The organism is Bacillus sp. K2I17 (genome assembly GCF_002209985.1).
Taxonomy (GTDB): domain Bacteria; phylum Bacillota; class Bacilli; order Bacillales; family Bacillaceae_G; genus Bacillus_A; species Bacillus_A wiedmannii.
Genome location: NZ_NJGF01000005.1, coordinates 194121 through 220440 on the forward strand (window position 1 = coordinate 194121; position 26320 = coordinate 220440).

Annotated in this window: 28 protein-coding genes and 1 pseudogene; 4 read left to right on the top strand and 25 right to left on the bottom strand. The window is 37.6% G+C overall.

What is annotated here, in order from left to right; translation table 11 throughout:
* Nucleotides 1–65: 65 nt before the first annotated feature.
* The 23 genes and pseudogenes from CER22_RS09060 to CER22_RS09170 all read right to left on the bottom strand — a co-directional run bounded on the left by CER22_RS09060 (nt 66) and on the right by CER22_RS09170 (nt 20156).
* The gene (locus CER22_RS09060; RefSeq protein ID WP_000712182.1) at nt 66–1019 is read right to left on the bottom strand and encodes a gluconeogenesis factor YvcK family protein; all 954 of its coding nucleotides are present in this window, start codon (nt 1017–1019) and stop codon (nt 66–68) included.
* A 3-nt stretch (nt 1020–1022) separates the two neighbouring features.
* Nucleotides 1023–1904: an RNase adapter RapZ gene (gene rapZ / locus CER22_RS09065; RefSeq protein WP_000138461.1), complete on the bottom strand. Its 882-nt coding sequence runs from the start codon at nt 1902–1904 to the stop codon at nt 1023–1025.
* A 20-nt stretch (nt 1905–1924) separates the two neighbouring features.
* Nucleotides 1925–2383 carry an NUDIX hydrolase gene (locus CER22_RS09070; RefSeq protein WP_001190080.1) on the bottom strand — a complete coding sequence of 153 codons (459 nt, stop codon included), beginning with the start codon at nt 2381–2383 and terminating at the stop codon, nt 1925–1927.
* A gap of 228 nt (nt 2384–2611) precedes the next feature.
* Nucleotides 2612–3418: a DUF368 domain-containing protein gene (locus CER22_RS09075; RefSeq protein WP_000455195.1), complete on the bottom strand. Its 807-nt coding sequence runs from the start codon at nt 3416–3418 to the stop codon at nt 2612–2614.
* A gap of 160 nt (nt 3419–3578) precedes the next feature.
* Nucleotides 3579–4535 carry a thioredoxin-disulfide reductase gene (trxB, locus tag CER22_RS09080; RefSeq protein ID WP_001288065.1) on the bottom strand — a complete coding sequence of 319 codons (957 nt, stop codon included), beginning with the start codon at nt 4533–4535 and terminating at the stop codon, nt 3579–3581.
* An 85-nt stretch (nt 4536–4620) separates the two neighbouring features.
* Complete coding sequence (locus tag CER22_RS09085) at nt 4621–6132, bottom strand: tetratricopeptide repeat protein (protein ID WP_088608595.1); 1512 nt, start codon at nt 6130–6132, stop codon at nt 4621–4623.
* Nucleotides 6133–6277: 145 nt separating this feature from the next.
* On the bottom strand, nt 6278–6784 hold the full coding sequence (locus CER22_RS09090) for an acyltransferase (protein WP_088608596.1): 507 nt from the start codon (nt 6782–6784) through the stop codon (nt 6278–6280).
* A gap of 33 nt (nt 6785–6817) precedes the next feature.
* Nucleotides 6818–7468, bottom strand: a complete 651-nt coding sequence (ppaX, locus tag CER22_RS09095; RefSeq protein WP_048542493.1) for a pyrophosphatase PpaX — start codon at nt 7466–7468, stop codon at nt 6818–6820.
* A gap of 67 nt (nt 7469–7535) precedes the next feature.
* Nucleotides 7536–8348 (bottom strand): prolipoprotein diacylglyceryl transferase, encoded by an 813-nt coding sequence (gene lgt / locus CER22_RS09100; protein ID WP_000924234.1) that lies wholly within the window; start codon nt 8346–8348, stop codon nt 7536–7538.
* Nucleotides 8349–8372: 24 nt separating this feature from the next.
* Complete coding sequence (gene hprK / locus CER22_RS09105) at nt 8373–9302, bottom strand: HPr(Ser) kinase/phosphatase (protein ID WP_001127247.1); 930 nt, start codon at nt 9300–9302, stop codon at nt 8373–8375.
* A gap of 156 nt (nt 9303–9458) precedes the next feature.
* Nucleotides 9459–9839 carry a phage holin family protein gene (locus tag CER22_RS09110; RefSeq protein WP_001267307.1) on the bottom strand — a complete coding sequence of 127 codons (381 nt, stop codon included), beginning with the start codon at nt 9837–9839 and terminating at the stop codon, nt 9459–9461.
* A gap of 114 nt (nt 9840–9953) precedes the next feature.
* Complete coding sequence (locus CER22_RS09115; RefSeq protein ID WP_088608597.1) at nt 9954–10403, bottom strand: DUF4275 family protein; 450 nt, start codon at nt 10401–10403, stop codon at nt 9954–9956.
* A gap of 59 nt (nt 10404–10462) precedes the next feature.
* A complete protein-coding gene (gene uvrA, locus CER22_RS09120; protein WP_142293452.1) occupies nt 10463–13333 on the bottom strand; it encodes an excinuclease ABC subunit UvrA in 2871 nt (956 codons plus the stop codon).
* An 11-nt stretch (nt 13334–13344) separates the two neighbouring features.
* Nucleotides 13345–15321, bottom strand: coding sequence for an excinuclease ABC subunit B (gene uvrB, locus CER22_RS09125; RefSeq protein WP_088608599.1), 1977 nt, complete (start codon nt 15319–15321; stop codon nt 13345–13347).
* A gap of 151 nt (nt 15322–15472) precedes the next feature.
* Nucleotides 15473–15901 carry a DUF4362 domain-containing protein gene (locus tag CER22_RS09130; RefSeq protein ID WP_088064791.1) on the bottom strand — a complete coding sequence of 143 codons (429 nt, stop codon included), beginning with the start codon at nt 15899–15901 and terminating at the stop codon, nt 15473–15475.
* A 46-nt stretch (nt 15902–15947) separates the two neighbouring features.
* Nucleotides 15948–16568 (bottom strand): hypothetical protein, encoded by a 621-nt coding sequence (locus tag CER22_RS09135; protein ID WP_075309658.1) that lies wholly within the window; start codon nt 16566–16568, stop codon nt 15948–15950.
* Complete coding sequence (locus CER22_RS09140) at nt 16565–17326, bottom strand: MerR family transcriptional regulator (protein ID WP_141542771.1); 762 nt, start codon at nt 17324–17326, stop codon at nt 16565–16567. The genes CER22_RS09135 and CER22_RS09140 overlap by 4 nt, the downstream gene beginning before the upstream one ends.
* 100 nt (nt 17327–17426) lie before the next feature.
* Nucleotides 17427–17654, bottom strand: coding sequence for a hypothetical protein (locus CER22_RS09145; RefSeq protein WP_000524128.1), 228 nt, complete (start codon nt 17652–17654; stop codon nt 17427–17429).
* 16 nt (nt 17655–17670) lie between these two features.
* Nucleotides 17671–18001: pseudogene (locus CER22_RS09150) on the bottom strand (ATPase).
* A 59-nt stretch (nt 18002–18060) separates the two neighbouring features.
* The gene (locus tag CER22_RS09155) at nt 18061–18282 is read right to left on the bottom strand and encodes a hypothetical protein (RefSeq protein WP_088064793.1); all 222 of its coding nucleotides are present in this window, start codon (nt 18280–18282) and stop codon (nt 18061–18063) included.
* Between the two features lie 18 nt (nt 18283–18300).
* Nucleotides 18301–18690, bottom strand: a complete 390-nt coding sequence (locus CER22_RS09160; RefSeq protein WP_088608600.1) for a hypothetical protein — start codon at nt 18688–18690, stop codon at nt 18301–18303.
* 11 nt (nt 18691–18701) lie between these two features.
* Nucleotides 18702–18899 carry a helix-turn-helix transcriptional regulator gene (locus CER22_RS09165; protein ID WP_000538359.1) on the bottom strand — a complete coding sequence of 66 codons (198 nt, stop codon included), beginning with the start codon at nt 18897–18899 and terminating at the stop codon, nt 18702–18704.
* Between the two features lie 234 nt (nt 18900–19133).
* On the bottom strand, nt 19134–20156 hold the full coding sequence (locus tag CER22_RS09170; RefSeq protein ID WP_141522828.1) for a YeiH family protein: 1023 nt from the start codon (nt 20154–20156) through the stop codon (nt 19134–19136).
* A gap of 151 nt (nt 20157–20307) precedes the next feature.
* Here CER22_RS09170 and CER22_RS09175 point away from each other — a divergent pair, with 151 nt between their 5' ends.
* From CER22_RS09175 to abc-f, 4 genes are all read left to right on the top strand, one after another.
* Entirely contained in the window at nt 20308–21201 is an 894-nt protein-coding gene (locus CER22_RS09175) for a LysR family transcriptional regulator (protein WP_087983943.1), read from the top strand.
* Between the two features lie 51 nt (nt 21202–21252).
* Nucleotides 21253–21621 (top strand): MerR family transcriptional regulator, encoded by a 369-nt coding sequence (locus CER22_RS09180; RefSeq protein ID WP_046955576.1) that lies wholly within the window; start codon nt 21253–21255, stop codon nt 21619–21621.
* A gap of 4 nt (nt 21622–21625) precedes the next feature.
* A complete protein-coding gene (locus CER22_RS09185) occupies nt 21626–22165 on the top strand; it encodes a flavodoxin family protein (RefSeq protein ID WP_088064794.1) in 540 nt (179 codons plus the stop codon).
* Nucleotides 22166–22438: 273 nt separating this feature from the next.
* On the top strand, nt 22439–24073 hold the full coding sequence (gene abc-f / locus CER22_RS09190) for a ribosomal protection-like ABC-F family protein (RefSeq protein WP_088064795.1): 1635 nt from the start codon (nt 22439–22441) through the stop codon (nt 24071–24073).
* Between the two features lie 115 nt (nt 24074–24188).
* Here the strand turns inward: abc-f and CER22_RS09195 are convergent, their stop codons facing one another.
* On the bottom strand, nt 24189–24500 hold the full coding sequence (locus CER22_RS09195; RefSeq protein WP_000637523.1) for a heavy metal-binding domain-containing protein: 312 nt from the start codon (nt 24498–24500) through the stop codon (nt 24189–24191).
* A gap of 65 nt (nt 24501–24565) precedes the next feature.
* Nucleotides 24566–26281: an ABC transporter ATP-binding protein gene (locus tag CER22_RS09200; protein ID WP_088608602.1), complete on the bottom strand. Its 1716-nt coding sequence runs from the start codon at nt 26279–26281 to the stop codon at nt 24566–24568.
* Between the last annotated feature and the right edge of the window lie 39 nt (nt 26282–26320).

Consider the following 26320-nt stretch of genomic DNA (forward strand, 5'->3'; position numbering starts at 1 on the left):
CTTTGGAACAAAAATCTTGTCCTATATGAAATGATGAGCGTTACCTCAAACGAGGCAACGCACATCTACAACAGTGAATATAAAATAGAAGCTAGTTTTAATGTATCGTGCCTTACAACACGATCATCATACTTCGCTAATTGATCTTGAATGACATCAATATTGCTCTCTGTAAAACGCTCTTCATCTACTACAACTGGTGCCGACATTTCTTCCTCATACAACTGACGTAATTCACAAGGAATATCACGGTTATTTACAATTGCAGTATCGATAAATGGTTTACCTAAATGATCATGTAACGCCTGCACATGGTCAAACGCAGTATATCCCATCGTTTCACCAGCTTGCGTCATAACATTACACACATATACCTTCTTCGCTTTTGCAGCAAGAACAGCATCCCCGATTTTGTTAACAACTAAATTCGGTAATATACTCGTATACAAACTTCCTGGACCAAAAACAAGTAAATCAGCTCGTTTAATCTCAGCCAACGTTTCATGTAACGGCTCTACATCTTCTGGAGTTAAAAAGACGCGGTTAATCTTCTTCCCAGAATAAGGAATCTTTGATTCACCTGTTACAATTTCTCCATCTTCTAGTTCCGCATGAAGTACCGCACTTTGGTTCGCTGCAGGTAACACACGTCCTCTGACATTTAACACTTTACTCGTTTCCGTAATCGCATGGAAGAAGTCTCCTGTAATCGAGGTCATACCCGCTAATAATAAATTTCCTAACGCATGACCTTTCAGCCCGTCTCCCGTTGTGAAACGATGCTGAAATAAAGCTTCCACCAGCGGCTCTACATCTGATAACGCAACAAGTACGTTACGAATGTCACCTGGGGGTGGAATTTCGAGCTCATCACGTAATCTACCTGAACTGCCACCATCATCAGCGATTGTAACAACTGCTGTAATATCAACCGGATATTGTTTTAATCCTCTTAATAAAACAGAGAGTCCAGTACCGCCTCCCATGATAACAATTTTAGGTTTTCTCTCTTTTTTCATCCCTTAATGGCCCTTTCTCTTCTCCACATCACGATGAGATACATGAACGCTATACTCTGGTTTCAAATGTTTCCCAAGGTATTCTGTAAGCGTAACAGAACGATGCTGTCCACCTGTACATCCAATTGCAATTACAAGTTGACTCTTGCCTTCTCTTTTATAATGAGGCAGCATGAAAGTAATAAGATCCGTCAATTTTTCTAAAAACTTATGTGTCTCATTAAATTTCAGCACATACGATGAAACTTCTTCATCTAGTCCTGTTAATGGCTTCATATGTGGAATGTAATATGGATTTGGTAAAAAACGAACATCAAATACTAAATCTGCATCAATTGGAATACCGTACTTAAATCCAAACGACATAACATTTACACGAAATGCTTGCTCAGTTTCAGTTGAAAACAGATGAACAATTTTTTCACGTAATTCTTTCGGTTTTAAATCCGATGTATCCAGCACAATATTCGCTCGTGCCTTCATATCAGTTAATAAGCCACGCTCCATCTCAATTCCCTTTAACGGCAAACCAGTTGGTGCAAGTGGATGCGAACGTCTCGTTTCTTTATAACGAGTTACAAGCGTGCCATCTTTCGCATCTAAGAATAAAATATGAGGAATAATCCATGTACGTTCTGATAAATCATCAAGTGCTCCCCATAAATGTTCGAAAAACTCTCGGCCACGTAAATCAACGCCAAGTGCCACTTTATTCATTTTCCCTTTTGAATCCGCCATAAGTTCAATAAACTTCGGCAATAACATCGGTGGTAAATTATCTACACAAAAATATCCTAAATCTTCAAAACTTTGTAAAGCTACTGTCTTTCCAGCTCCAGACATTCCTGTAATAATTACCATTTTTATATCATTATTCTCTGTCATCGTATCCTCTCCTTGACGGTTTAACTCGGATCTAATCGATATGAAAGCAACTCAAAATCTGGGGTATATACAAATGTACCGTAGATTATGCCATTTCCTTTAATTAAATAATCAATAATGTGATAATCTCCTGGTGCCATTGCTAAATCATCAATTTTGTCAAATGTATGCCAACCAATGATGCCTTCTTCGCTCTCTAGTTTGTTTTCTCCTGCAAAATCTGTCGCTAAAAAGGAGAACATCATCCATTCAGAAACAACTTTATCACCTTCTTGGATGACAAAGGTGAAGACCCCTTTTAACGCTGGGTTCTTTAAATAAATACCTGTTTCTTCACGATACTCGCGAACAACGGAATCTCTTACTGTCTCACCACGCTCCATTTTCCCGCCTGGTGCAACCCACCAATTTCGGCGAGGTTTTTGGAGTAAGAGTACTTCATTATCTCTAATTAACACACAGTTTGTCACTCTTTGCATGTTTCTTCACCTCAGCTACTTGCAGTAAATTTCTCACTGCATACTCATTTCATTATACTATCAAAAACAGTTTGCTACAACGAAGGAGCCAGTCCTCTTTCGCTAAGCACATGCTACTCAACAATTTTAAAAAAGCTTTCTAGAACAAGCAATGTAAATGCCTAGACTTTCAATGAATAGCATGAAAAATCCCCTTAACGATTTTTATCGCCAAGGGGATTAAAGTCCTTATTTCTTACCGAAATAAGTAACAATCGCAAATCCTAAAATAAAGGTAATAATTGAACTTATAATTGAAAATCCTCCAGTTGGAATACCAGGGAACACAATTACAATCGAGCCGATAACAAGTCCAATAATTGCCGCAAATGTCATACTTTTATAACGATCTAACAAGAAACTAATTCCTTTACTACTTACAACAAACCCCGCCATAACACCAGCACCGATAACTACGATTAAAGGTAAGTTCAGTGTAGTTAAAGCATTAATTGCTGTCGGATACACACCAATAATTAATAAAATAAATGATCCGCTAATTCCAGGAAGCAACATAGCCATACTAGCCATCCAGCCCGCGAAAAATAAACCAATTGCATTTAAAATTGTTAACGTCGTAATTGGATCTGCTGCCTTATCTGGTTTAAAGAAAGCTGTGATCGCAACAAGAATTGCTGCAACTATTAATAAAACAATGTGCTTACCTTTAAACGACGACTTTGCATCAGCTTCTCTCATTAACATCGGTAATATACTAATAATTAAACCGAGGAAGAAAAATTGAGTCGGTTCATAATGATTTGCAAGTAAATATTTAATAACGTGACTTAACGTTAAAAACGCTGCTGCCACACCAGCTGCAAGGGGAATTAAAAACCCTAAATGTTTTTTCCATTCGCGACTAAAGAATCCACTAATTGCCGCAAGCAATTGTTCATAAATCCCTAACACAACAGCGATTGTACCGCCGCTCACACCAGGAATTAAATCACTAACGCCCATACAAAATCCACGATATATATTACGCCATTCCATACTGAATAAATTCCTCATTTCTTATAGTGATTTTTCCGTAAAGTCCAGTATATCAATAAGAAAGCTTATAATCCCAATATTTTTTGACAAAACTTTGACATTTTCATAAAAAAAAGAAAGCTCCTATCGGTAGCTTTCTTCTCAAAAGGCATATTATCCCTTATTTTTCTGATACTGTTTTTAGTTCTTCTAATAATTCTTCTACGTAATGTTGTGCACTTTGTGCTGCGATACTACCATCACCTGTTGCAGTTACAATTTGACGTAGCATTTTTTCGCGAACATCTCCAGCTGCGAAAATACCAGGAACTTTCGTTTCCATACGCTCATTTGTTTCAAGGTAACCATTTTCATTTGTAATACCTAGTTCAACAAATGGTTTTGATAGTGGTAACATACCGATGTATATGAACACGCCATCAGTTTTGACTTCTTTCTCTTCTCCACTGTTTACGTCTACAAGTGTTACGCTTCCCACTTTACCATTTGCATCGTTAATTTCTTTTATAGTGTGATTCCAAATGAAATCAACTTTCTCGTTTTGGAAAGCACGATCTTGTAAAATTTTCTGTGCACGAAGAGTGTCACGACGGTGAACGATTGTTACCTTTGATGCGAAGCGTGTTAAGAATACACCCTCTTCAACAGCAGAATCTCCACCACCAATAACTACAAGTTCTTTTCCTTTAAAGAAAGCCCCATCACATACTGCACAATATGATACACCACGGCCGCCAAGTTCTGTTTCGCCTGGCACACCAATTTTTTTATACTCTGCACCGCTTGCAACGATAATTGCACGTGCTTTATATTCTTTTTTACCAGCAATAATTGTTTTGTATTCTTTACCATCGATGACTGCTTTCACATCACCGTATGCATATTCAGCACCAAATTTCTTCGCATGCTCGAACATTTTATTTGATAAGTCTGGTCCTAAAATAGACTCATAACCTGGGTAGTTCTCTACATCCTCTGTGTTTGCCATTTGGCCACCTGGGATACCACGCTCAAGCATTAATGTGCTTAAATTCGCACGAGATGTATATACTGCAGCTGTCATACCAGCTGGTCCTGCACCAATAATAATGACATCATAAATTTTTTCTTCTGACACACTATTCACTCCTATTCATTCCTACACAATTAAGTTACCCTCATTATACTGTTAGCATCATTTTTTTCCCAATGATTTGCTTACCCTATGTGTGCGTACGTTTAACAGCCTGCACATACTTTCGAACAGTCGCTACAGATACATTATATACATCCCCAAGCTCCGACTGTGTCATCTTATTTCCTTGTTCACTGCGTACAATATATTCAACAGCAGCTGACCAGCCGTATACATTTGTAAAAACTGCCCCAGATGTATATAAACGTATGAACGTACAAAACCAAAATTGTAAACACTCTTCGATTAATTCATCATCTTTTTTCGTATAATTATATAAAGCATCCGCAATTTGCGCGCACTGTTCAAATTGCTGTAAATCAGCTGGAATGCTCTTATGGCTATTAAGTAAAAAGAAATACTTTGCAAGTTGCGATACGATTGGAACACCGTTCTTCGCCTGCGTTACATCAAAGAAAAATCCCACCTTCTCTGGCGTTGACAATTCATTCATTAAATATAAAGCTAGCATTTGTTCCTCTAGCGTCGCACTTTGTTGAAATGATTTTCGTAATTCTTCAAATAATACGTTTTGTCCTTCATCTGCTAAATTCAGCGCATTCCACGGTTCTTTTCCCTTTTTATCAGGGTGCAATTCTACAACATGCTGCCACATTTTTTCAGCTACTTGCTGATTTTTCACCATATAAGCAGAATATGCAAACCAATAATAAAAACTAACGTCTCCCTCATATCCTTGACGCTTTAATACTTTGAACCATTTATATGCAGGCTCAAAATGACCAATTGTTGCAAGTGTCGTTCCAAGTTTCAAACGATGCTCGAACGAAATCGGATATACTGAAACTAACTGCTCCGCTAACGCTTCTACTTGTTTATGCTCTCCAATTGAATATAGGAAAATAAGCGTATTACAAAGCGCATGTATATTACCAGGATTTTTCTCTAAAATCATTTCCGTTAACTTCAGAGCTTTATCTACATTACCAGATTGAAAATGTGCAATGGCTAAATTATTATGACCCGACCAAAATTCCGGATAATCTTTTGTAACAATTTCCAATGTAGCAATTGCTTCTTCCAATTGTCCGTTACGAATATAACGATTCGCTTCTTCTTGCATAACAATTAGATCGTCTTCATCCTCAATCTCTTCCTCACCCATCGCTTCTTCTTCCATAATTTCAAGTAATTCTAATGTATCTTCTACAAATTCCTTCTCTTCTGCAACTTCTAAATAGCGATCCGCATACTTTTTCGCCTGCTGAAATAGCCCCATATATGCATAATTATTTGCAATAAAATAATAGCATTGTTCAAGTTCTGGATTAGATCTAACAAGCTTAAAGAAGATTTGATTCGACTCTTGATATTCACCAGCCTCAGATAATACTGTTGCTAATTGGCATAAAATAAACGGCTCCTTCTCACTTTGTGCCGCTCTTCGAAAATATTTAATTGCATCTTGCAATTTCTGTCCTTTGTAAGCCCTCATCCCTTTTTTATAAAAGAAGTCCGATAATTGATTAAAAGAGATAACTTGTCCGTTCTCCTTATATATTCCTTGATTTTTCCCCATATATCCTCCAGTTTTTTGTTTTCTTCGTTCACACATTCTTCTATCTATAAGTATAAACGATTCCGTAAAAAACAAAACAGTATATTATACTCAATTATTTCCTTTTTATTCATTAAAAAAGAAGAGAAATGTTACATTTTTAGCATCAACCTTCTCTAGCATCCATTTCTTCTTTCGTATAAATAACACGCATTGGATTTCCACCCACGAAAGCACCACTTGGGACATCTCTATGAACAAGTGTGCCAGCTGAAACAATCGCGCCATCCCCAATTTTCACACCTGGTAATATAGTCGTATTTGCTCCAATCATCACTTCATTTCCTATGACGATCTCTCCAAGTCGATATTCGCGAATTAAATATTCATGTGCTAAAAGCGTTGTATTATAGCCGATAATTGAATTCTCTCCCACAGTTATCTTTTCTGGGAACATAATATCCGGCACTACCATAAGTGCAAATGATGTTTTCTTTCCGACTTTCATCCGTAAAAACGTACGGTATAACCAATTCTTGACGGATAAAAATGGTGTATAACGCGCAATTTGGATAATAATAAAGTTTTTCATTACCTTCCAAAAAGACACTGTTTTATACACATTCCATAATGAATTTTCTCCCGAAACAGGATAGCGCGTTGTCCGTCGCACTTAACTCGCTCCTCTACTAACTTACTTGGACCTTTATGAACGGTTCATATCAGACAAAATTGGTAGCAAATCACTCATTTTATCTAGCATAAAGTCCGGCTTGTAAGCCTCTAAATACGCTCTACCTTTCAACGTCCATGAGACAGCAGCTGTTTTCGTGCCCGCATTTTGTCCGCCAACAATATCATGGTGATTATCCCCAACCATCAATGCTTCTTCTGGTTTCGCATCTAATAACTCAAGCGCTTTTTGAAGTGGTTCTGGATGTGGTTTCACATGCTCCACATCATCAATTGTCACGACCACATCAAAAAATTCATCAAGCTTTGACAACTTTAATCCCATCTCAACTGTTTGTCTCGCTTTCGTTGTAACAATACCAACTTTATAACCTTGCTTCTTCAACTCTTGAACTGTTTCATATACAGTTTCATATTCTTCCACTAATTCATCGTGATGATCATGGTTAAATTGACGATAACATGTAATCATCTCTTCAACCTTGTTTTCATCAATCTTGCTGAAAGTATCATGTAAAGAAGGGCCAATAAATGACAATACATCTTCACGCTTATATTGACTTGGATAATATGTATGTAACGTATGTAAAAAAGAAGAAATAATAAGTTCATTTGTATTAATTAAAGTTCCATCTAAATCAAATAACACTGTATTTATTCTCATTGCCTTAGTCCCTTCTCTTTCCTGAATATGAAAGAAGCAGCATCTTATAATAAGATGCTACTTTTCTCTAATTTTCCGAATATCTTTTATCAGCTTGCCCCATTTTTCGTCTCACGATAATGAAAATAATAGAAATAACGACAAGTCCAATTGACATTACTTGTGCGATACGAAGTGGTCCTAACATTAAACTATCTGTACGTAAGCCTTCTACGAAGAAGCGCCCTATTGAATACCAAATTAAATATGTGAAGAATAATTCCCCGCGTCGTAAATTCACTTTTCGTAATGCAAGTAATAAAATGACACCTGCAAAATTCCATAATGATTCATATAAAAACGTTGGGTGATAGTACACACCCTCAATATACATTTGATTAATAATGAAATCCGGTAAATGAAGTCCTTCTAAAAACTGTCTCGTTACTTCATCACCATGCGCCTCTTGGTTCATAAAGTTTCCCCATCGACCAATTGCTTGTCCTAGTAAAATACTTGGCGCAGCAATATCAGCCAACTTCCAGAATGAAACCCCGCGTCGTTTCGCAAAAAGAATCCCTGTAATAACAGCCCCGATTAAACCACCATGAATCGCCAAGCCACCTTGACGAATATTAATAATTTGACTCGGGTTTTGCGCGTAATATTCCCATTCAAAAATAACATAGTACATTCTCGCAAATAGAATAGCGATCGGTACTGCAATTAATACAAGGTCAACAAATGTATCTTTTGGAATACCTAGTCTTTCTCCCTCGCGAGTTGCTAGCCAAAGACCTAATAGCACGCCTGTACCGATAATAATCCCGTACCAATATACAGGAAACGGCCCAAGTTGGATCGCTACACGGTCAAGCTGTGGTACAGAACCTAACAGCATATGTATGACCTCCCTCTCCAAAGTTTACTCCTGATTTCCTAACTCAATCGCACTCATTAATCGTTCAGAGAACTGTTGTGCTGCATTGACTCCCATACGTTTTAAACGGAAGTTCATCGCTGCTACTTCAATAATAACAGCCAAGTTTCGACCAGGACGAACTGGAAGTGTAATCTTCGTAAGCTCTGTATCAATAATCTTCATCTTCTCTTCATCAAGACCTAAGCGATCGTAATTTTTCTTTTGATCCCAAATTTCAAGATTAATAACAAGTGTAATACGCTTATAATTTCGCACTGCCCCTGCACCGAATAACGTCATAACGTTAATGATACCTAGACCACGAATTTCTAATAAATGCTCAATTAAATCTGGTGAGCTTCCTACTAATGTGTCTTCATCTTCTTGGCGAATTTCTACACTATCATCCGCAACAAGACGGTGACCACGTTTTACAAGCTCAAGAGCTGTCTCACTTTTACCGACACCACTTTGACCTGTAATTAAAACACCAACACCGTAAATATCTACTAACACACCATGTACAGCTGTTGTTGGTGCTAACTTACCTTCTAAATAATTTGTTAAACGACTTGATAATCTTGTTGTCGTTTGAGCAGAACGTAATAAAGGCATGCCTGATTCACGTGATGCTTGCAATAACTCATCTGGTACATCTTGATTCCGAGTTATAATAATACATGGCGTCTCCTCAGTACAAAGCGCTTTCATTCTCTCTTGTTTTTGCTCTGACGTTAATGTGTCAAAGAACGTAAGCTCCGTCTTTCCAAGAAGCTGCACGCGATCAGCTGGATAATATGTGAAAAATCCTGCCATTTCAATTCCAGGTCGTGATAAATCACTTGTATCAATCGGACGATGAATTCCTTCTTCACCACTTATTAACTCCAATTGAAATTGTTCAATTAAATCTTTTGTCCTTACTTTCGGCATATGTATAAACCTCCACTCCGCTGCGGGTTCAGTCTCATTTGATGTAAAATTCCATTCTACCGGATATTGTACCATTTTTTTCTGGAAACAAGAAATACGGTTTCTAATAAATAGAAAAAAACATTTCATACACATCATGAAATGTTTTTCTTTTTGTCATTTTCTCTTTTTTTCATATAAAGGTTCCACAATTGCCTTTTCAATAATCATATTAAAAATTGAAATACAAATTGCCGCAACGATTGCTACACCAAACCCTGATATATTAAACGCATCTCCTAATAATGAATCTGCTATTTTTAACGTAATCGCATTAATAACAATTAAGAAGAACCCGAAAGTTACAAGAGTAATTGGTAGCGTAATTAAAATTAAAAACGGTTTTACGAACACATTTAAAACAGCTAAGATAATACTCGCAATAATTGCAGTCTGTATATTTGCTACGTAAAACGCGTCTGGCGCAATCCCTTTTAAAAGTCCCGATACAGCGATTAACACAACGCTATTTACAAGAAGTGATACAATCCATCTCATTTTCTTACACATCCTTTTGACATATATATTTCATCATACGCTAATAGATTATAAACGCAAGTATCATACAAACACTTATATCAACTTATTCTACTCTTCCTGCTTGTATACCTACTAACATTTCCTCGCAAAATAAGGGCCATACCATCTATGTTCATGAGTTTTTACAAAAGTCCAAGTGAACTCTTTATCTACAATATAGATATCGCCTTTATACATATCGTCCCTCTCACACAATATATCCTCCATATGTAATAAACTCGTATCTTTTATTAGCAGTACATCATCACAATGTTGATAGAATATATAGCAATCCTTTTTCACTTCATTATGAAACGCATTCTCTGCTTCTTCACCCTCTAAACACTTCTTTTTCTCATAACTAAATATGTGCCAAAGAAACCCACATGCATACTTATCACCATACAGAAAGATGTCTTCCTTTTCCTCATCACTTACATGATTTGCAAAGTTATCCTCCCAGCGCTTCCGAAAATAAACACCCCAACTTTGAAACTCTCTTACCTTCATGTTTTTCTTTCTTAAAACATCTGTAAACTCCATCTTTTCCCCCTATGAACGAAAAACCGAGTGTCATTTCCACTCGGTTTTTCGTAATACACTTATTGAGATAACTCTACTTCTTTTATTTTCTCTTTCATTCTTGCTTTATCGCGATTTAAAATCTCTTTTAAATACTTACCTGTATACGAACGTTCTTCTTTTACTACTTGCTCTGGCGTTCCTGAAGCAACGATTTGCCCACCTTTATCTCCGCCCTCTGGTCCAAGGTCAACGATATAGTCAGCTGTTTTAATTACATCTAAATTATGTTCAATAACAAGAACTGTCTCGCCACTTTCAACAAGGCGTTGCAGCACTTCTAGAAGACGCGCGATATCATGTGCATGCAAACCAGTCGTTGGCTCATCTAAAATATATAACGTACGCCCAGTAGAACGACGGTGTAATTCAGAAGCTAGCTTCACGCGCTGCGCTTCACCACCAGATAACGTCGTAGCTGGCTGTCCTAATTTCATATAACCAAGACCTACATCTACAAGCGTTTGAAGTTTACGCTTAATTTTTGGGATATTAGCGAAGAACTCTACTCCATCTTCAATTGTCATCCCTAACACTTCAGAAATGTTCTTATCTTTATACTTCACTTCTAACGTTTCGCGGTTATAACGTTTACCATGACAAACTTCACACGGAACGTATACGTCTGGTAAGAAGTGCATTTCGATTTTAATAATTCCATCACCACGGCACGCTTCACAACGTCCACCTTTTACATTAAAGCTGAAACGTCCTTTTTGATATCCACGCACTTTCGCTTCATTCGTTTGTGCAAACACATCACGAATATCATCGAATACACCTGTATACGTCGCTGGATTAGAACGTGGTGTACGCCCGATTGGCGATTGATCGATATCGATTACTTTATCTAAATGCTCAAGACCTTTAATTTCTTTATGAGTACCTGGCTTCGCTTTCGCTTTATATAACTTTTGCGCTAATGATTTATATAGTACTTCATTAATCATCGTACTTTTACCGGAACCAGATACACCCGTTATCGCTACAAACGTACCAAGCGGGAATGACATCTTTGCATTCTTTAAGTTATTCTCTTTTGCACCGACAATTTCCACTTTACGTCCGTCACCTTTACGTCTTTCAAGTGGAACCGGAATAAACTCTTTACCGCTTAAATACTTCCCTGTTAGAGAATTCTCATCTTGCATCACTTCAGCTGGCGTACCCGCTGATACAACTTGGCCACCGTGAATACCTGCACCAGGTCCGATATCAAGTAAATAATCAGCAGCCATCATCGTATCTTCATCATGTTCAACGACAATTAACGTATTCCCTAAATCACGCATCTCTTGCAACGTACGAATAAGACGATCGTTATCGCGCTGATGCAAGCCGATTGAAGGCTCATCAAGAATGTAAAGTACGCCAGTAAGACGAGAACCGATTTGTGTCGCTAAACGAATACGCTGCGCCTCACCACCTGATAAAGTTCCTGCGGCACGACTTAACGTTAAATAATCTAAACCGACGTTCACTAAGAACCCAACGCGCTCTTGGATTTCTCTTAAAATTAAATGAGCAATTTTTTGTTGCTTCTCCGTTAGCTCCACATTCGAGAAGAATTCCTGTACTTCTTGAACAGAATACTTCGTTACATCAGCAATCGTTTTATCACCAACGAAAACAGCTAAACTCTCTGGCTTTAAGCGTCCACCTTTACACTTCGGACAAGCTTGCTCTGCCATATATTTCTCCATTTGCTCACGAACATAATCAGAACTCGTTTCACGATAACGACGTTCGATATTTGGAATAACACCTTCAAATAAAATCTCATTTTCCTTTACTTGACCAAATTCATTTACATAGCGGAAATAAACTTTTTCTTCTCCGCTTCCGTACAACACTTTATCAAATAAATCTTTCGGTATATCTTTCACAGGCATATCCATCTCAACGCCGTAATGATTACATACAGATTGTAAAAGCTGCGGATAATATTGTGAGCTTGTCGGTTCCCAAGGCGCAATCGCATGTTCATTTAATGATAAATCCCAATTCGGAATGACAAGTTCTAAATCTACCTCTAACTTTGAACCAAGTCCATCACAAGAAGGACATGCCCCGAATGGACTGTTGAATGAGAACATGCGCGGCTCTAATTCTCCGATTGAAAAACCACAATGCGGACAAGCATGATGTTCACTAAATAGAAGTTCCTCTTCTCCCATTACATCAATTAACACTCGGCCCCCGCCAAGCTTTAATGCACTTTCAAGAGAATCCGCAAGACGGCCTGCAATCCCTTCTTTTACAACAATACGGTCAATTACAACTTCAATCGAATGCTTCTTATTTTTATCTAGCGCAATATCTTCAGATACATCTAACATTTCACCATCAACACGTACACGAACATACCCTTGCTTCTTAATATCTTCAAGCACTTTCACATGTGCACCTTTACGCCCAGAAACGATAGGAGCTAACACTTGTAATTTCGTACGTTCAGGATATTCAAGTACACGGTCTACCATCTGCTCTACTGTTTGTGACGTAATTTCAATACCATGATTCGGACAAATTGGCGTACCAATTCGCGCAAATAATAAACGTAAATAATCATAAATCTCCGTGACCGTTCCGACTGTTGAACGTGGATTACGACTCGTTGTTTTTTGATCGATTGAAATCGCTGGTGACAATCCTTCAATCGTATCTACATCCGGCTTATCCATTTGTCCTAAAAACTGACGCGCATACGCAGATAACGATTCTACATATCTGCGCTGCCCTTCTGCATAAATCGTATCAAACGCTAATGATGATTTCCCTGAACCAGACAATCCCGTCACAACAACAAGCTGATTTCTCGGAATGGTTACATCAATATTTTTTAAGTTATGTGCTCTAGCACCTTTTACGACAATAAAATCCTTGCTTATGCTCACTCTGTTCACCCTTCCGCTTTTAATTCTAATAGTAAATCTCTTAATTCAGCTGCACGCTCGAAATCTAACGCTTTTGCTGCTTCTTTCATCTCTGCTTCCATCTTCGCAATTGTCTTTTCACGCTCTTTTTTCGTCATCTTCTTAGCTGGTGCCGCTTCATACATTTCCGGCTCTTCAGCAGCTGTCGTTGCACGGATAACATCACGCACGCCTTTTTGAATCGTTTTCGGCGTAATACCATGCTCTTTATTGTAAGCTTCTTGTATAGTACGACGACGCTGCGTTTCTTCAATTGCAATTCCCATTGATCTTGTTATACGATCTGCATACATAATAACGCGGCCGTTTTCATTACGTGCTGCACGACCGATTGTTTGAATTAATGAACGCTCTGAACGCAAGAACCCTTCCTTATCAGCATCTAAAATAGCTACAAGTGATACTTCTGGAATATCTAATCCTTCTCGTAATAAGTTAATACCGACAAGTACGTCAAACTTACCAAGGCGAAGATCACGGATAATTTCAATACGTTCTAACGTTTTAATTTCAGAGTGAAGATAGTTCACTTTAATTCCTACATCTTTTAAGTAGTCTGTTAAATCCTCTGACATCTTCTTCGTTAAAGTCGTAATTAATACACGTTCATTTTTTACAATGCGATCTTGAATTTCTCCTAATAAATCATCAATTTGCCCTTCAATTGGTCGTATATCAATTGGTGGATCTAAAAGCCCTGTTGGACGAATAATTTGTTCTATTACTTCCGGTGCCTGCTCTAACTCGTACGGTCCTGGCGTTGCTGAAACGTAAATAACTTGATTCGTTTTCCCTTCAAACTCATCAAACGTAAGCGGTCTATTATCTAAAGCTGATGGCAGACGGAATCCATGATCTACAAGCACTTGTTTACGTGCTTGGTCCCCGTTATACATCGCTCTTACTTGCGGTACTGATACGTGCGACTCATCCATAACGATTAAGAAATCTTTCGGGAAATAGTCTAATAACGTATACGGCGTTGCACCCGCTGGACGAAGTGTTAAATGACGGGAATAGTTTTCAATCCCTGAACAAAAGCCCATCTCGCGCATCATTTCTAAATCATAACGTGTACGCTGTTCTATACGCTGCGCTTCTAACAACTTGCCATTATCATTTAATTCCTTTAAACGTTCTTCTAATTCTTTTTCTATATTTTCAATAGCGACCTTCATCTTTTCTTCACGTGTAACGAAGTGAGATGCTGGGAAGATTGCTACATGATCACGTTCTGCTAATACTTCACCTGTTAACGCATTTACTTCGCGAATACGATCGATTTCATCGCCAAAAAATTCAATTCGAATACAATGCTCATCAAGCGATGCTGGGAAGATTTCAACTACATCTCCGCGCACACGGAATGTACCACGCTTGAAATCAATGTCATTACGTCCATACTGCACATCAACAAGTTCACGAAGCAATTGATTGCGGTCCTTTTCCATACCAACTCTAAGTGAAACAACTAACTCGCGGTATTCTTCTGGAGAACCTAAACCATATATACACGAAACACTCGCAACAATAATCACATCATCCCGTTCAAATAGTGCAGATGTTGCTGAGTGACGCAATTTATCGATTTCATCATTAATCTGCGCATCTTTTTCAATAAACGTATCTGTTTGAGGCACATACGCTTCTGGCTGATAATAATCGTAATAACTAACAAAATATTCAACTGCATTATTCGGAAAAAAATCTTTCAGCTCACTATATAACTGTCCTGCTAACGTTTTATTATGAGCCATAACAAGTGTTGGCTTCTGCACTTCTTTAATGACATTTGAAATCGTAAATGTCTTACCCGTTCCTGTTGCTCCAAGCAACACTTGCTTTTTCTTCCCACTATTAATTCCCTCTACAAGCTTTTCTATAGCTACCGGCTGATCACCTTGCGGGGAATAAGCTGAGATAATTTCAAATTGATGTTCCAAACAAAACCGACCTCCTCGTAAAAAATCTGTATTCCCATTTTACCACGAATGCTCATAAAAAAACCAAGAAAACGAACAGATATTCGGTAAAATTTTCGACAATATATACATAGAAAAAGGAAGGAGTAAAAACTTCCTTCCTCTACTAACTCTATTTTTTAGGTACATATAATAAATCATATCCATTGCGCCCATTTTTACTCGTACAATCTATTAACCTATAAGTGATTTCTAATTCTCCCTGCTCTTTAACAATACTTTTGCAACTACCTTTATGTAATCCTTTATGCTCACCAGCAAATTGGTCTTTTCTATTATCTAACACATAAAGTATATCGTTCTCACTATGCTCTACCGTTTGAAAAATCGGATCACCTTCATGGGTATACTGCACAATTCTTATTTTATCAACTTTCCCTTGGTCAACATTCAAAACGAACTTTTCAAATTTATCTAGATTGGAAATTCCTGCTCTCTTTACAATGACATCATTCTTCTTATCAATGTCAATGTTAGGTTGTGAGCATGCTACTAAACTAAAGAGAAATAAGCATATAAAACCTGTTTTTCCTATTGTTATCCTCTCCTATACAAACTATTGGTATACTAGAAAAAGCTACTTTCCTCTATGAAAGTAGCTTCTCTTTTTCTTTTTCCTTCTTCGGGAAAAGAACATATGAAAATGAAATAACTGTATCCACTAAAAGTATAATCGCCCAAACTTGGCTAACACGACTTGCTTTTTCATTTAAAACAATCCCCGTTTCTAACCAATTATGCCATTGTTCAAACGGGACAAAACCGTACAGAAAGAAAAAGAAAATATGCACAACAACGAATAAAACAAGATGTAATAACCAATTTTTTATTTCCTGTTTCGCATAGGCCATACCTGTTAATTCTACGTGCTCTTCCATAATTGGCGCTGGTTCATTCCGCCATTTCGCAACTAGCTTTTGCGCAAACATATCAAGCTTCTTCAAATCCTTTTTCCCGTAGAAAACTGCATACAATAAAATAATTACCGTAATGATTTGAAAGTTAGAGAACTTCCCTGTTTGATAATAGTCCACTACCCCTAAGGTTAAAATAAACACTTCATTTACGAGGAGTACAATCCCCATAATAAAGCTCGCCTTCTTCAAACGGAATCCGTAACGAAGTAAAAAGAAGCCGATAGCCGATAACCAAAATACAATCTCTGCCCCAATTAAAAAATACCAACGATATTCTGCAAGTATACTCATTTATCCATCTCCTTTTCATCATATATACGAAAAGCTTCTTCCATATATAATAAAAGTTCTTCTTCAATTGGATACATGCTCATTTTCTGTGAATCTTCCTTCGATTTTCTAACTTCCCATAACTTATCTAAAAACGCTTCGTCACCATTGGCCATTTCTAAACATTTCTGCATTAATCTCTTCGTTGCCCCTTGTACCTCATCACTCGCTGCTTCTTTGCCGTCTTTCATAAAAGTACGTAATTGCTTTAATAAATCTACCCATTCTAAAACATTCGGATCTTCTTCACTCATATTTGGCAAGTTATGAAGCAATTTTTGTTCTTCCTTTGAAAATACTTCATTTTGAAATATTTCACGTATACGAGACGACTGTTTCGAAAGCTGAATCAGTTCAAACATAACTTTCCAATCAAGTTCCCCTTCCACATCTACCGAATAAACAACAGCTTGTAAAACACGCTCCATTCGATTAAATTTCTTTTGTTCTTCCTGTACAAACCGAAGTTGTTTTTCAAGAGAACCCTTTAAGTTAAGGTCACCTTTTACTAACATATTCGCAGCCTCTTTTAATGAAAAGCCCATTTCCTTTAAAAATAAAATTTGCTGCAACCGTATTACGTCAGCTTCACTATATAAACGATGCCCACCTTCTGTTTTCCCGCTCGGCTTTAATAAATCTATTTGATCATAATAACGTAATGTACGTACCGTTACCCCTGTTTCTCTCGTCAATTGTTGTATTGAAATCACTACCATCACCTCTTCCCCTTCATTATAAAAGATGACGTTACGTAACTTTCAAGACTTTTGTAAAAAAAATACAAAAAGCTGTTTATACTCTTTGTATAAACAGCTTTTACGGAAATAATCCCTTTTGTATAGCGCGCCCACAAAATAAAATAAGTGCTCCAACAACAACACTCGTTGCTGTTTTATGATAATGAGCTGAAACTAATAAATAATATGATAAACCTACAGTGCCAATCATAATACAAATGCTTGGCACTGGATAACGAGAGAAGTTCTGCATTCCCCAAAACAAAGCAAAAATAGCCGTAGCGACACATAATACCGGTAATCCCATCCCAGTTCCCCTTTTTCTATCTATTCCTTGTTGCTAACACACTCGTCGATGCCCTACTTATTAATAAGCCAAAAATAGCAATATATAACAACTCATTTACATGTACTGCTTGCCTATCTAAATACTTATTTAAACAAAGATACATAATGAACAAGAACACGAAGCTTGTAATACTAATCGTAAAATATGACTTCATCTTATTCACAACTCGCTCATCAATCGACGGTACTCCCTCTTCTTTCAAACGCTTCTGTTCTCTATATTCCGCAATACTTATATAAAATGACTAGTGCTACATTCGATATGAAGATTGTTCCCCACGAAATACTTAAAATCATTAAACTCATATTTAAAACAAGACCCGCTAAAAACAAACTTCCTATGAACCGTATAATATCTTACTTACTCATACATGATCAGCCTCTTTTTGATTTCTATATTTCCACTTCGGCCAATAGTTCACAAGAAAATACACCCACTGCCCTATTACAAATAAAACAAATGGCATACCAGCATTTCCGTCAACAATTAAATTATATAAACTCCATATCGCTAAACTAATCGTAAAAAATAACCCTACATATTTAAACGCTTTATCTGACTGAAATCTCTCAAACTCATCTTGCATTTTTCATTCCTCCTATCGCTATGCTCGTTTCCCTATCATGACTTCTATGATGAGACTACCCGCAAATAAGGAACTACATATCATAAATATTTCTTGCACTGGTATAACAGCTCTGCCTATTGCTTTACTCGCAACAATATAAACAATAAGCAATAGAAACGCGAATACAAATGAGACATTTACATATTTTTTTATATTTTCATTTACTCGCTCATCTATATCTGGAAGTTCTTCTTTTTTGTACTTACGCTTTTTGTAATACGAATACACCATCAAAAATACAATTGCTAAAACGTTACTCACTACGAGCGGTAAAATTGGTATAGCCGGATTCATACTATGAACTACAATGTCTCCCAAAAACAATCCAAAAGTCGCACCGATAAATAACTTTTTAGTATCGTTCATTTTTTCTCCCCTTACTCTAGCGTAAATATTTCCTCCACCTTCACCCCAAAATATTTGGCGATTTTTAGGGATAACTCTAGACTCGGGTTATAATGATGGTTTTCAATCGCCACAATCGTCTGCCGCGTCACCTGCATCGCCTTTGCCATTTCAACTTGCGTTATATGATGTTGCTTTCTTAACTCTTTTATTTTATTTTTCACACCCATAGGCTCCACCTTCGAAAGTAAAGATATCTTTACCTTAATTATAAATATTTTCCAGTTATAAGTGAAGATATCTTTACAAATTTTAGAAAAACGTTTCACTGATCACCTTCTCTAACAAAGTACAAGCGTAATTAAATTTATATCAGCTATTTTTTTAATATATCGACACCCGTAGCACTATAAACATAAAAAAAGCTGTCCAAAAATATCTTTTGGAACAGCTTCTTCGTCCTACTACATAAATCCTAATGCATATACAAGAACGTATCCAAGAATAGAAAGGAAAACCGAGCCGATCAGCCCCGCCACGAATGCCTTACTTCCTAACTTACGGAACGTTTTAAACTCTACATTTAAACCAAGCCCCGCCATCGCCATTGCAATAAGCATGTAAGCAAGAACAACGATGTATCCGGCAACAACTTCTGGTATAACCCCGAGCGAATGCACTGCACTCATCGCTAAAAATCCGAAGATGAACCACGGAATTGGAAGGTCACGCCACGATTTTTTTTCCTCGCTACCTTCACTCTTACCAAACCATAATCCAATTAAAATCGCTACTGGCACAAGCATTGCAACGCGCGTTAATTTCACGATAACTGCGATGTCTACAGCCGTACTTCCTCCTGGCGCCGCAGCTGCGATGACATGAGCGATTTCGTGCAGCGTCGCACCTGAGAATACACCGTAACCGTACGGTGAGAAGCCAAGCACTGGGTATAATAGCGTATAAATAAGTGTAAATATTGTACCTAAAATTGCAATAATTGCTGCCCCAACTGCCGTTTCTTCATCCTTCGCTTTCACTTGCGGTGCAATTGCCACGACCGCAGCCGCGCCGCAAATTGCTGTTCCGCACGCTGTTAAAATTCCGAGTTTCTTTTCTACCTTAAATACTTTCGTTAGCCCATATACAACGAAAATCGTAAATGTAATAACAGCGGCAGCGATGACCAATACTTTCGGCCCTGCCTTCGCAATATCAACAAGATTTAACCGCATTCCAAGTAAGATAATCCCAAAGCGCAGCAACTTCTTACTCGCAAAGTTCGTTCCAGCTATCGCTTCTTGTGGAACGCCAATTGCCGCACGCCAAACCATCCCAATTAGAATAGCAATTACTAATTGTCCCATAATATTTAAAAATGGAAGCTCTGCTAAATATTTCGCGGCAATTGCGATTAATAACGTAATCCCAATACCTTGCGAAAATCCAAAGCCCTTCTTCTTTTGTATAACAAGTGTTTGTTCCACTTTGTACCACTCCAATAATCTTATTGGAACATGCATGTTCTTTCTACTTATATTATAAGAGAGTTTCTATAATAAGTTTAATATCAATATTGAATCTCTATCATCAGAAATACTTATGATAAGATGATAGAAAAAGAAAGGAGCCCATTACATGAACGTAGACATTTTAAAAATATTTGTTACTGTCGTTGAACAGAAGCATTTCTCCCGTGCAGCAGAATTATTAAACCTTTCACAGCCTGGCGTAAGTATGCATATACGCAACTTAGAAAACGAATTTGGCACTACACTTATTCAGCGCTCTCCGAAGCACGTTCAAGTGACGGAAGCTGGAAACATATTATATATACACGCAAAACAAATGCTCTCTCTTTATGAAGATGCTAAGCAAGAAATTAACGAGCTACATAACGTTGTAACAGGAACTCTTCGCATCGGTGCTAGTTTCACAATTGGCGAATACTTACTTCCAAAAATACTGGCTAACTATGCGAATGAAAATCCACACGTTGAAGTTCATACCTTTATCTCAAATACAGAAGACGTTTTGCAAAGCCTTCGCTCTAATCAAATCGATATCGGCTTAGTCGAAGGGCAAGTCGTATACGCCGACGTGGACGTTGAAACGTTTATGCAAGATGAAATGAAGCTCGTCGTCCCGCCAAATCATCCACTGCTCCGCACAAATGAAATAAATGAAAGCACACTCCAAGATCAAGTATGGGTATTAAGAGAAAGTGGTTCTGGAACACGCGCTTATAGTGACCGCTTTATTCATCAACACCATTTAAAATTGAAGCGCTTCTTTACATTCAGTAGTATCCAAAGCGTGAAAGAAGCAGTTAGTGCCGGGCTTGGCATCGCTATACTTTCTGATTGGACTGTACGGAAAGAGTTACTGGCAAAAGAGCTATTCCACGTCGAAGTTCCAAATGAACAACTCATCCGTCCATTCTCCATCGTGCGCGGCAAATACTTCATCCCGTCTAAAGCTATTCAGGTGTTTTTAAATTATGTAGACTCTTTTGCGAAAAAACAGCATTGACCTTCACATTAGTGTGAAGGTTTACAATACATGTACAAGGGGTGAAACACATTGCGAATTGGAGAGTTATCAAAAGAAACCGGGGTTAGCGAAAGATCACTAAGACATTATGAAGAAAAGGGATTACTCCCTTCTAAGCGCCTCGCAAATGGCTACCGTGACTTTGATGAAAGTGCCATCGAAAAAGTGGAGCTTATTCAAATGTACTTACAAATTGGCTTAAATTTAGAAGAGACGGCAAGGATGCTGCGCTGCCTCGAAATAGAGCCGCACCTGTACGAAAATCCTTGCAGCAGTATCCTTACGCTTTATGAAGATAAACTTAATGAAGTAACGAAGCAAATCTCATTACTTTCTAGCATTCAAACGAATTTGCAAAAACACGTTTCACTCCTAAAGCAAACAAAAGAAAAGGGATGATTACATGTTTGTTATACATGGCAGTTCAAGACAAAACGGAAATACAGAAGCTTTAACACATATGGTGATTGATGGAATTGAAACAGAACAAATTTACTTGCGTGATCATATCGTCCACCCAATCATAGATCAGCGCCATGATGCAGAAGGATTCCAACCTGTAAATGATGACTACGAGCAGTTAATCGAGCGTATGTTAGAGCACGACACAATTATCTTTGCTACACCGCTATACTGGTATGGAATGAGCGGTCATATGAAAAACTTCGTCGATCGCTGGTCACAAAGCTTGCGTGATACATCTCTTCATTTCAAAGAAAAAATGAAAGGTAAAAAAATGTACGTTGTCATCGTTGGCGGAGACAATCCAAAGCTGAAAGCATTACCGCTTATTGCTCAGTTCCAATATATCTTTGATTTTGTTGGTTCATCATTTGAAGGGTATGTTATTGGGGATGCGAATGGATTGGATGAAATCAAAAATGATGCTGAGGCTCTAGCAAAAGTACAATTGTATAATAATAAGTTCAAAAATAGTAAATAGAAATAAGTTTGACAAACCATTTTGTATGCGCATACAATAAAAGTAACATTATGAAAGGAAGGTACTTTGACCAATGAAGTTCTAATTCTCTTATTTATTTCATCCATCACAAATAGTGAACAAAAAATGATGAAAACTAGCAGGGGATTAGTCTGTCCATTTGTCGATACTTTCTTTCGAAACGATCATGTAAAAAAATCGTTTATTTATGTACGATTTTTTACATGCAAGGGCGACGTTTATCCTCTCTAGTGAAACTAGGGAGGTTTTTTTATGACTATTTTATTCGCACGCAATATTGAAAAGAGCTTTGGTGATCGCACACTATTTACGTTACCGTCACTGGAAATTCAAGCACAGGATCGCATAGGAATTGTCGGAGTCAACGGAGCTGGTAAATCTACGTTATTACAAATATTAAGTAAAGAAATAGAAGCTGACAAAGGCATAGTAACTCATCATAGTTCTATCAGCATCATTCCTCAACTTAGCGAGGAACTACCGGAAACCACTTCTGCTCTCGCAAAAGGAAAATGGAGTATTTCAAACGTTACAGATGCAATGAGCGGTGGTGAACGAATGCGGCTAAAGATTGCTCATGCTCTCGAACAAGATGCAGGAATTTTATTTGCTGATGAACCAACAAGCCACTTAGATATGGTTGGTACAGAGCAATTAGAAAAGGCACTTTTATCTTATAAAGGGTCACTTGTTTTAATATCGCATGATCGTGAATTTCTAGATAATATATGTACAAAAATTATTGAAATTGAAGACGGGACGATTCAAGAGTATAAAGGAAACTATTCCAACTATCGAAAGCAAAAAGAACGTGAACGAACACAAAAACAAGCAGAATATGATCAATATATACAAGAAAAAAATCGTTTAGAGCAATCAATTTCACAAAAAAAGCAACGTGCTTCTAATATGACAAAAATCCCAACTCGATTCAGTTCATCTGAATCTAAACTTTATAAGTTAAGCGGGGCTCATGGCCAAGAACAGGTTAGCAAAGCAGCGAAAGCATTAGAAACACGTCTCGAAAAACTAGAAAAGAAAGAAAAGCCAAAGGAACTTTCTCAGACTCAGTTTGACGTGCAATACCATACACCCATTCATAGTAAAGTGGCAGTACAGTTCAATAAAGCAACAAAGAAAATAGGCGACCGCACACTATTTAAAAATATGAATGGAACCATTGCCCCTGGTGCAAAACTTGCTATTTTAGGTGCAAACGGAAGCGGCAAAACAACTTTGTTCAACATGCTTCTCGCAAACGAGCGTGGCATTCAGCTTTCGAAAAGTTGTAAAATTGGATACTTTGAACAAACACTATCAATTTTAAAAACAGATAAAACCATTTTAGAGAACGTTCTAGAAGAAACCAACTATACAGAAGCATTCGTTCGAACAATACTCGCACGGCTTTTATTCCGCCGTGAAGATGTTCATAAACCTGTACATGTCTTAAGTGGCGGCGAACGAATGAAGGTCGCACTCGCAAAAGTATTTTTAGGAAACTATAATATGCTTCTGCTCGATGAACCGACAAACTATTTAGACTTAGCGACGCAAGAAGAATTAGAAATCATGTTACAAGAATATCCTGGCACAATACTTTTCATTAGCCATGACCGTGCCTTTATTCGCTCTGTTGCAGACCATATTCTACAAGTAGATGAGAGTGAACCAAGAATATTCCACGGTAATTACGAGCAATACACAAAAAGAACCACCGGGGATTCTGTAAACGTAACTGAACAAGAATTATTACGATTACAAACAAAATTAACAGAAATTATCGGCCGAATTTCCATGCCAAATCATCACGATGATATCCCATCTCTCGAACAAGAATACGAAACATTATTAGTTCAAATCCAGAAATGTAAAGAAGCGCTCTAATGTCTTCCCTATATATCGACAGGGCCTTCCGCATTTCCCAAGAAATATTGGAACTTCGACATAGAATAGCATTAATAAAAGTGAAAAAGCCGTGCATCAGCACGGCTTTTTCACTTTAAATACGGACAGCAGTTCCGCTCACTGCAACCATTAGCATTCCTTCGCGAACTACTTCGTAATCCACGTCGATACCAACAATTGCATTCGCATTTTTTTGTCTTGCGAAAGTTTTCATCTCTTCCATTGCAATGTCGCGCGCTTCTTTTAATTTACTTTCATAAGCGCCCGCACGACCGCCGACAACGTCACGGACAGAGGCGAAAAGGTCACGAACGATATTCGCGCCCATAATCGCTTCTCCATTGACGATATCGATATACTCAATAATTTCTTTTCCTTGAATTGTAGACGTTGTTGTTACAATCATGCTTCATAGCCTCCCATATAAGATTTTCACTTACTTATGGTGCACTAATTCAGCAGAAATTATATTTACGAACTGAACTGTGCTTCGTATAACCTGCTGTATCCTCCGCCTTGTTCAATTAATTCATCATGTGAACCTTGTTCTGCAATACCATCTTTATTTACAACGACGATACGATCTGCATTTTTAATCGTTGCAAGTCTGTGAGCAATAACTAATGTTGTACGGCCCACAGATAGTTCAGCAAGTGATTTTTGAATCGCCAGTTCCGTCTCTGTATCTAATGCGGAAGTCGCTTCATCTAATATTAAAATTGGCGGGTTTTTCAAGAACATACGAGCAATCGCTAGACGCTGCTTCTGTCCACCAGAAAGTTTCACCCCACGCTCACCGATAACGGTATCTAAACCGTCTGGTTGTGAGTAAATTAAGTCTTCTAACTGCGCACGTTTTACTGCCTGCCAAATTTCAGCTTCTGACGCCTTTAAGTTTCCGTAAGCGATATTTTCACGAATTGTTCCTGAGAATAAGAACACATCTTGCTGCACAATTCCAATTTGCTTACGAAGTGAAGATAACGTCATATCTTTCGTATCAATACCATCAATTTGAATCGATCCAGACGGTTGTTCATAAAAACGTGGTAATAGACTACATAACGTCGTTTTTCCAGCTCCTGATGGTCCTACGAAAGCAACTGTTTCACCTGCATGTATTTTCAAACTAATATCATTTAAAATCGGTTCTTTATTTTCATATCCGAATGTAATGTTGCTATATTGAATATCACCATGTACATGTTTAACTTCCATCGCATCTTTAGAGTCTACAATATCTGGCTCTGTTTCAAGAAGCTCTACATATCTCTTAAAACCAGCGATCCCTTTCGGATAGCTTTCGATTACCGCATTAATTTTTTCAATTGGGCGGAAGAAAATATTCGTTAATAGAACGAATCCGATAAATCCACCGTACGTTAATTCACCTTGCAGAACAAACCATGTACCGCATATTAAGACGAAGAGCGTTACGAGACGCATGAGCATATAACTAATCGATGAATTTAACGCCATAATTTTATACGCCATTAATTTCGTTGTACGGAAACGAGCATTGTTTACAGCAAATTGCTCTTTCTCAAACTTTTCATTTCCGAATGCTTGTACAACACGGATACCGCCAACGTTGTTCTCAATACATGCATTGAAATCAGCAACGTCTGAGAATAAACGTCTAAACGTACCTGTCATTTTTTTATTGAAGTAAAGTGCCAACCACAATAGGAATGGAATAACGAAGAACGTTAATAACGCTAACTTCCAGTTGATCATCATCATAAATGAGAATGCCCCAACTAAAGTCATAACAGCGATAAATAAATCTTCTGGCCCATGGTGAGCAATTTCCCCAATTTCCATTAAGTCGTTTGTAAGACGTGAAATTAAATGACCTGTTTTATTATTGTCAAAAAATCTGAATGATAGCTTTTGAATGTGATCAAATAATTTCTGTCTCATATCCGTTTCAATGTTAACACCAAGCATATGTCCCCAATATGTAACGACATATTGTAAGCCTGCATTTAATATATACACTGCAAGTAAACCGAAACAAGCCCATAAAATAAGCGTCCAGTTTTGTCCTGGCAATAACTTATCAATAAATTGATTTACGATAAGCGGGAAGCCAAGTTCTAGTAACCCTGCGACAACTGCGCAAGAAAAGTCGAGTATAAATAAACCTTTATACGGTTTATAGTAAGAAAAAAATTTACGTAGCATATCTTACCTCCATTTTCCAAAATTAAAAAGACTCACTAA

Excerpts from the sequence above, each read along its gene's own strand:
- CER22_RS09200 (WP_088608602.1), bottom strand. The coding sequence starts at position 26,281 with ATGCTACGTAAATTTTTTTCTTACTATAAACCGTATAAAGGTTTATTT.
- CER22_RS09140 (WP_141542771.1), bottom strand. The coding sequence starts at position 17,326 with ATGGTAGTGATTTCAATACAACAATTGACGAGAGAAACAGGGGTAACG.
- CER22_RS09160 (WP_088608600.1), bottom strand. The coding sequence starts at position 18,690 with ATGAACGATACTAAAAAGTTATTTATCGGTGCGACTTTTGGATTGTTT.
- CER22_RS09155 (WP_088064793.1), bottom strand. The coding sequence starts at position 18,282 with ATGCAAGATGAGTTTGAGAGATTTCAGTCAGATAAAGCGTTTAAATAT.
- hprK (WP_001127247.1), bottom strand. The coding sequence starts at position 9,302 with ATGCCGAAAGTAAGGACAAAAGATTTAATTGAACAATTTCAATTGGAG.
- lgt (WP_000924234.1), bottom strand. The coding sequence starts at position 8,348 with ATGCTGTTAGGTTCTGTACCACAGCTTGACCGTGTAGCGATCCAACTT.
- CER22_RS09185 (WP_088064794.1), top strand. The coding sequence starts at position 21,626 with ATGTTTGTTATACATGGCAGTTCAAGACAAAACGGAAATACAGAAGCT.
- CER22_RS09070 (WP_001190080.1), bottom strand. The coding sequence starts at position 2,383 with ATGCAAAGAGTGACAAACTGTGTGTTAATTAGAGATAATGAAGTACTC.
- abc-f (WP_088064795.1), top strand. The coding sequence starts at position 22,439 with ATGACTATTTTATTCGCACGCAATATTGAAAAGAGCTTTGGTGATCGC.
- CER22_RS09085 (WP_088608595.1), bottom strand. The coding sequence starts at position 6,132 with ATGGGGAAAAATCAAGGAATATATAAGGAGAACGGACAAGTTATCTCT.
- CER22_RS09175 (WP_087983943.1), top strand. The coding sequence starts at position 20,308 with ATGAACGTAGACATTTTAAAAATATTTGTTACTGTCGTTGAACAGAAG.
- CER22_RS09110 (WP_001267307.1), bottom strand. The coding sequence starts at position 9,839 with ATGAGATGGATTGTATCACTTCTTGTAAATAGCGTTGTGTTAATCGCT.
- CER22_RS09135 (WP_075309658.1), bottom strand. The coding sequence starts at position 16,568 with ATGAGTATACTTGCAGAATATCGTTGGTATTTTTTAATTGGGGCAGAG.
- CER22_RS09165 (WP_000538359.1), bottom strand. The coding sequence starts at position 18,899 with ATGGGTGTGAAAAATAAAATAAAAGAGTTAAGAAAGCAACATCATATA.
- CER22_RS09145 (WP_000524128.1), bottom strand. The coding sequence starts at position 17,654 with ATGGGATTACCGGTATTATGTGTCGCTACGGCTATTTTTGCTTTGTTT.
- rapZ (WP_000138461.1), bottom strand. The coding sequence starts at position 1,904 with ATGACAGAGAATAATGATATAAAAATGGTAATTATTACAGGAATGTCT.
- CER22_RS09115 (WP_088608597.1), bottom strand. The coding sequence starts at position 10,403 with ATGGAGTTTACAGATGTTTTAAGAAAGAAAAACATGAAGGTAAGAGAG.
- CER22_RS09075 (WP_000455195.1), bottom strand. The coding sequence starts at position 3,418 with ATGGAATGGCGTAATATATATCGTGGATTTTGTATGGGCGTTAGTGAT.
- CER22_RS09060 (WP_000712182.1), bottom strand. The coding sequence starts at position 1,019 with ATGAAAAAAGAGAGAAAACCTAAAATTGTTATCATGGGAGGCGGTACT.
- CER22_RS09195 (WP_000637523.1), bottom strand. The coding sequence starts at position 24,500 with ATGATTGTAACAACAACGTCTACAATTCAAGGAAAAGAAATTATTGAG.
- ppaX (WP_048542493.1), bottom strand. The coding sequence starts at position 7,468 with ATGAGAATAAATACAGTGTTATTTGATTTAGATGGAACTTTAATTAAT.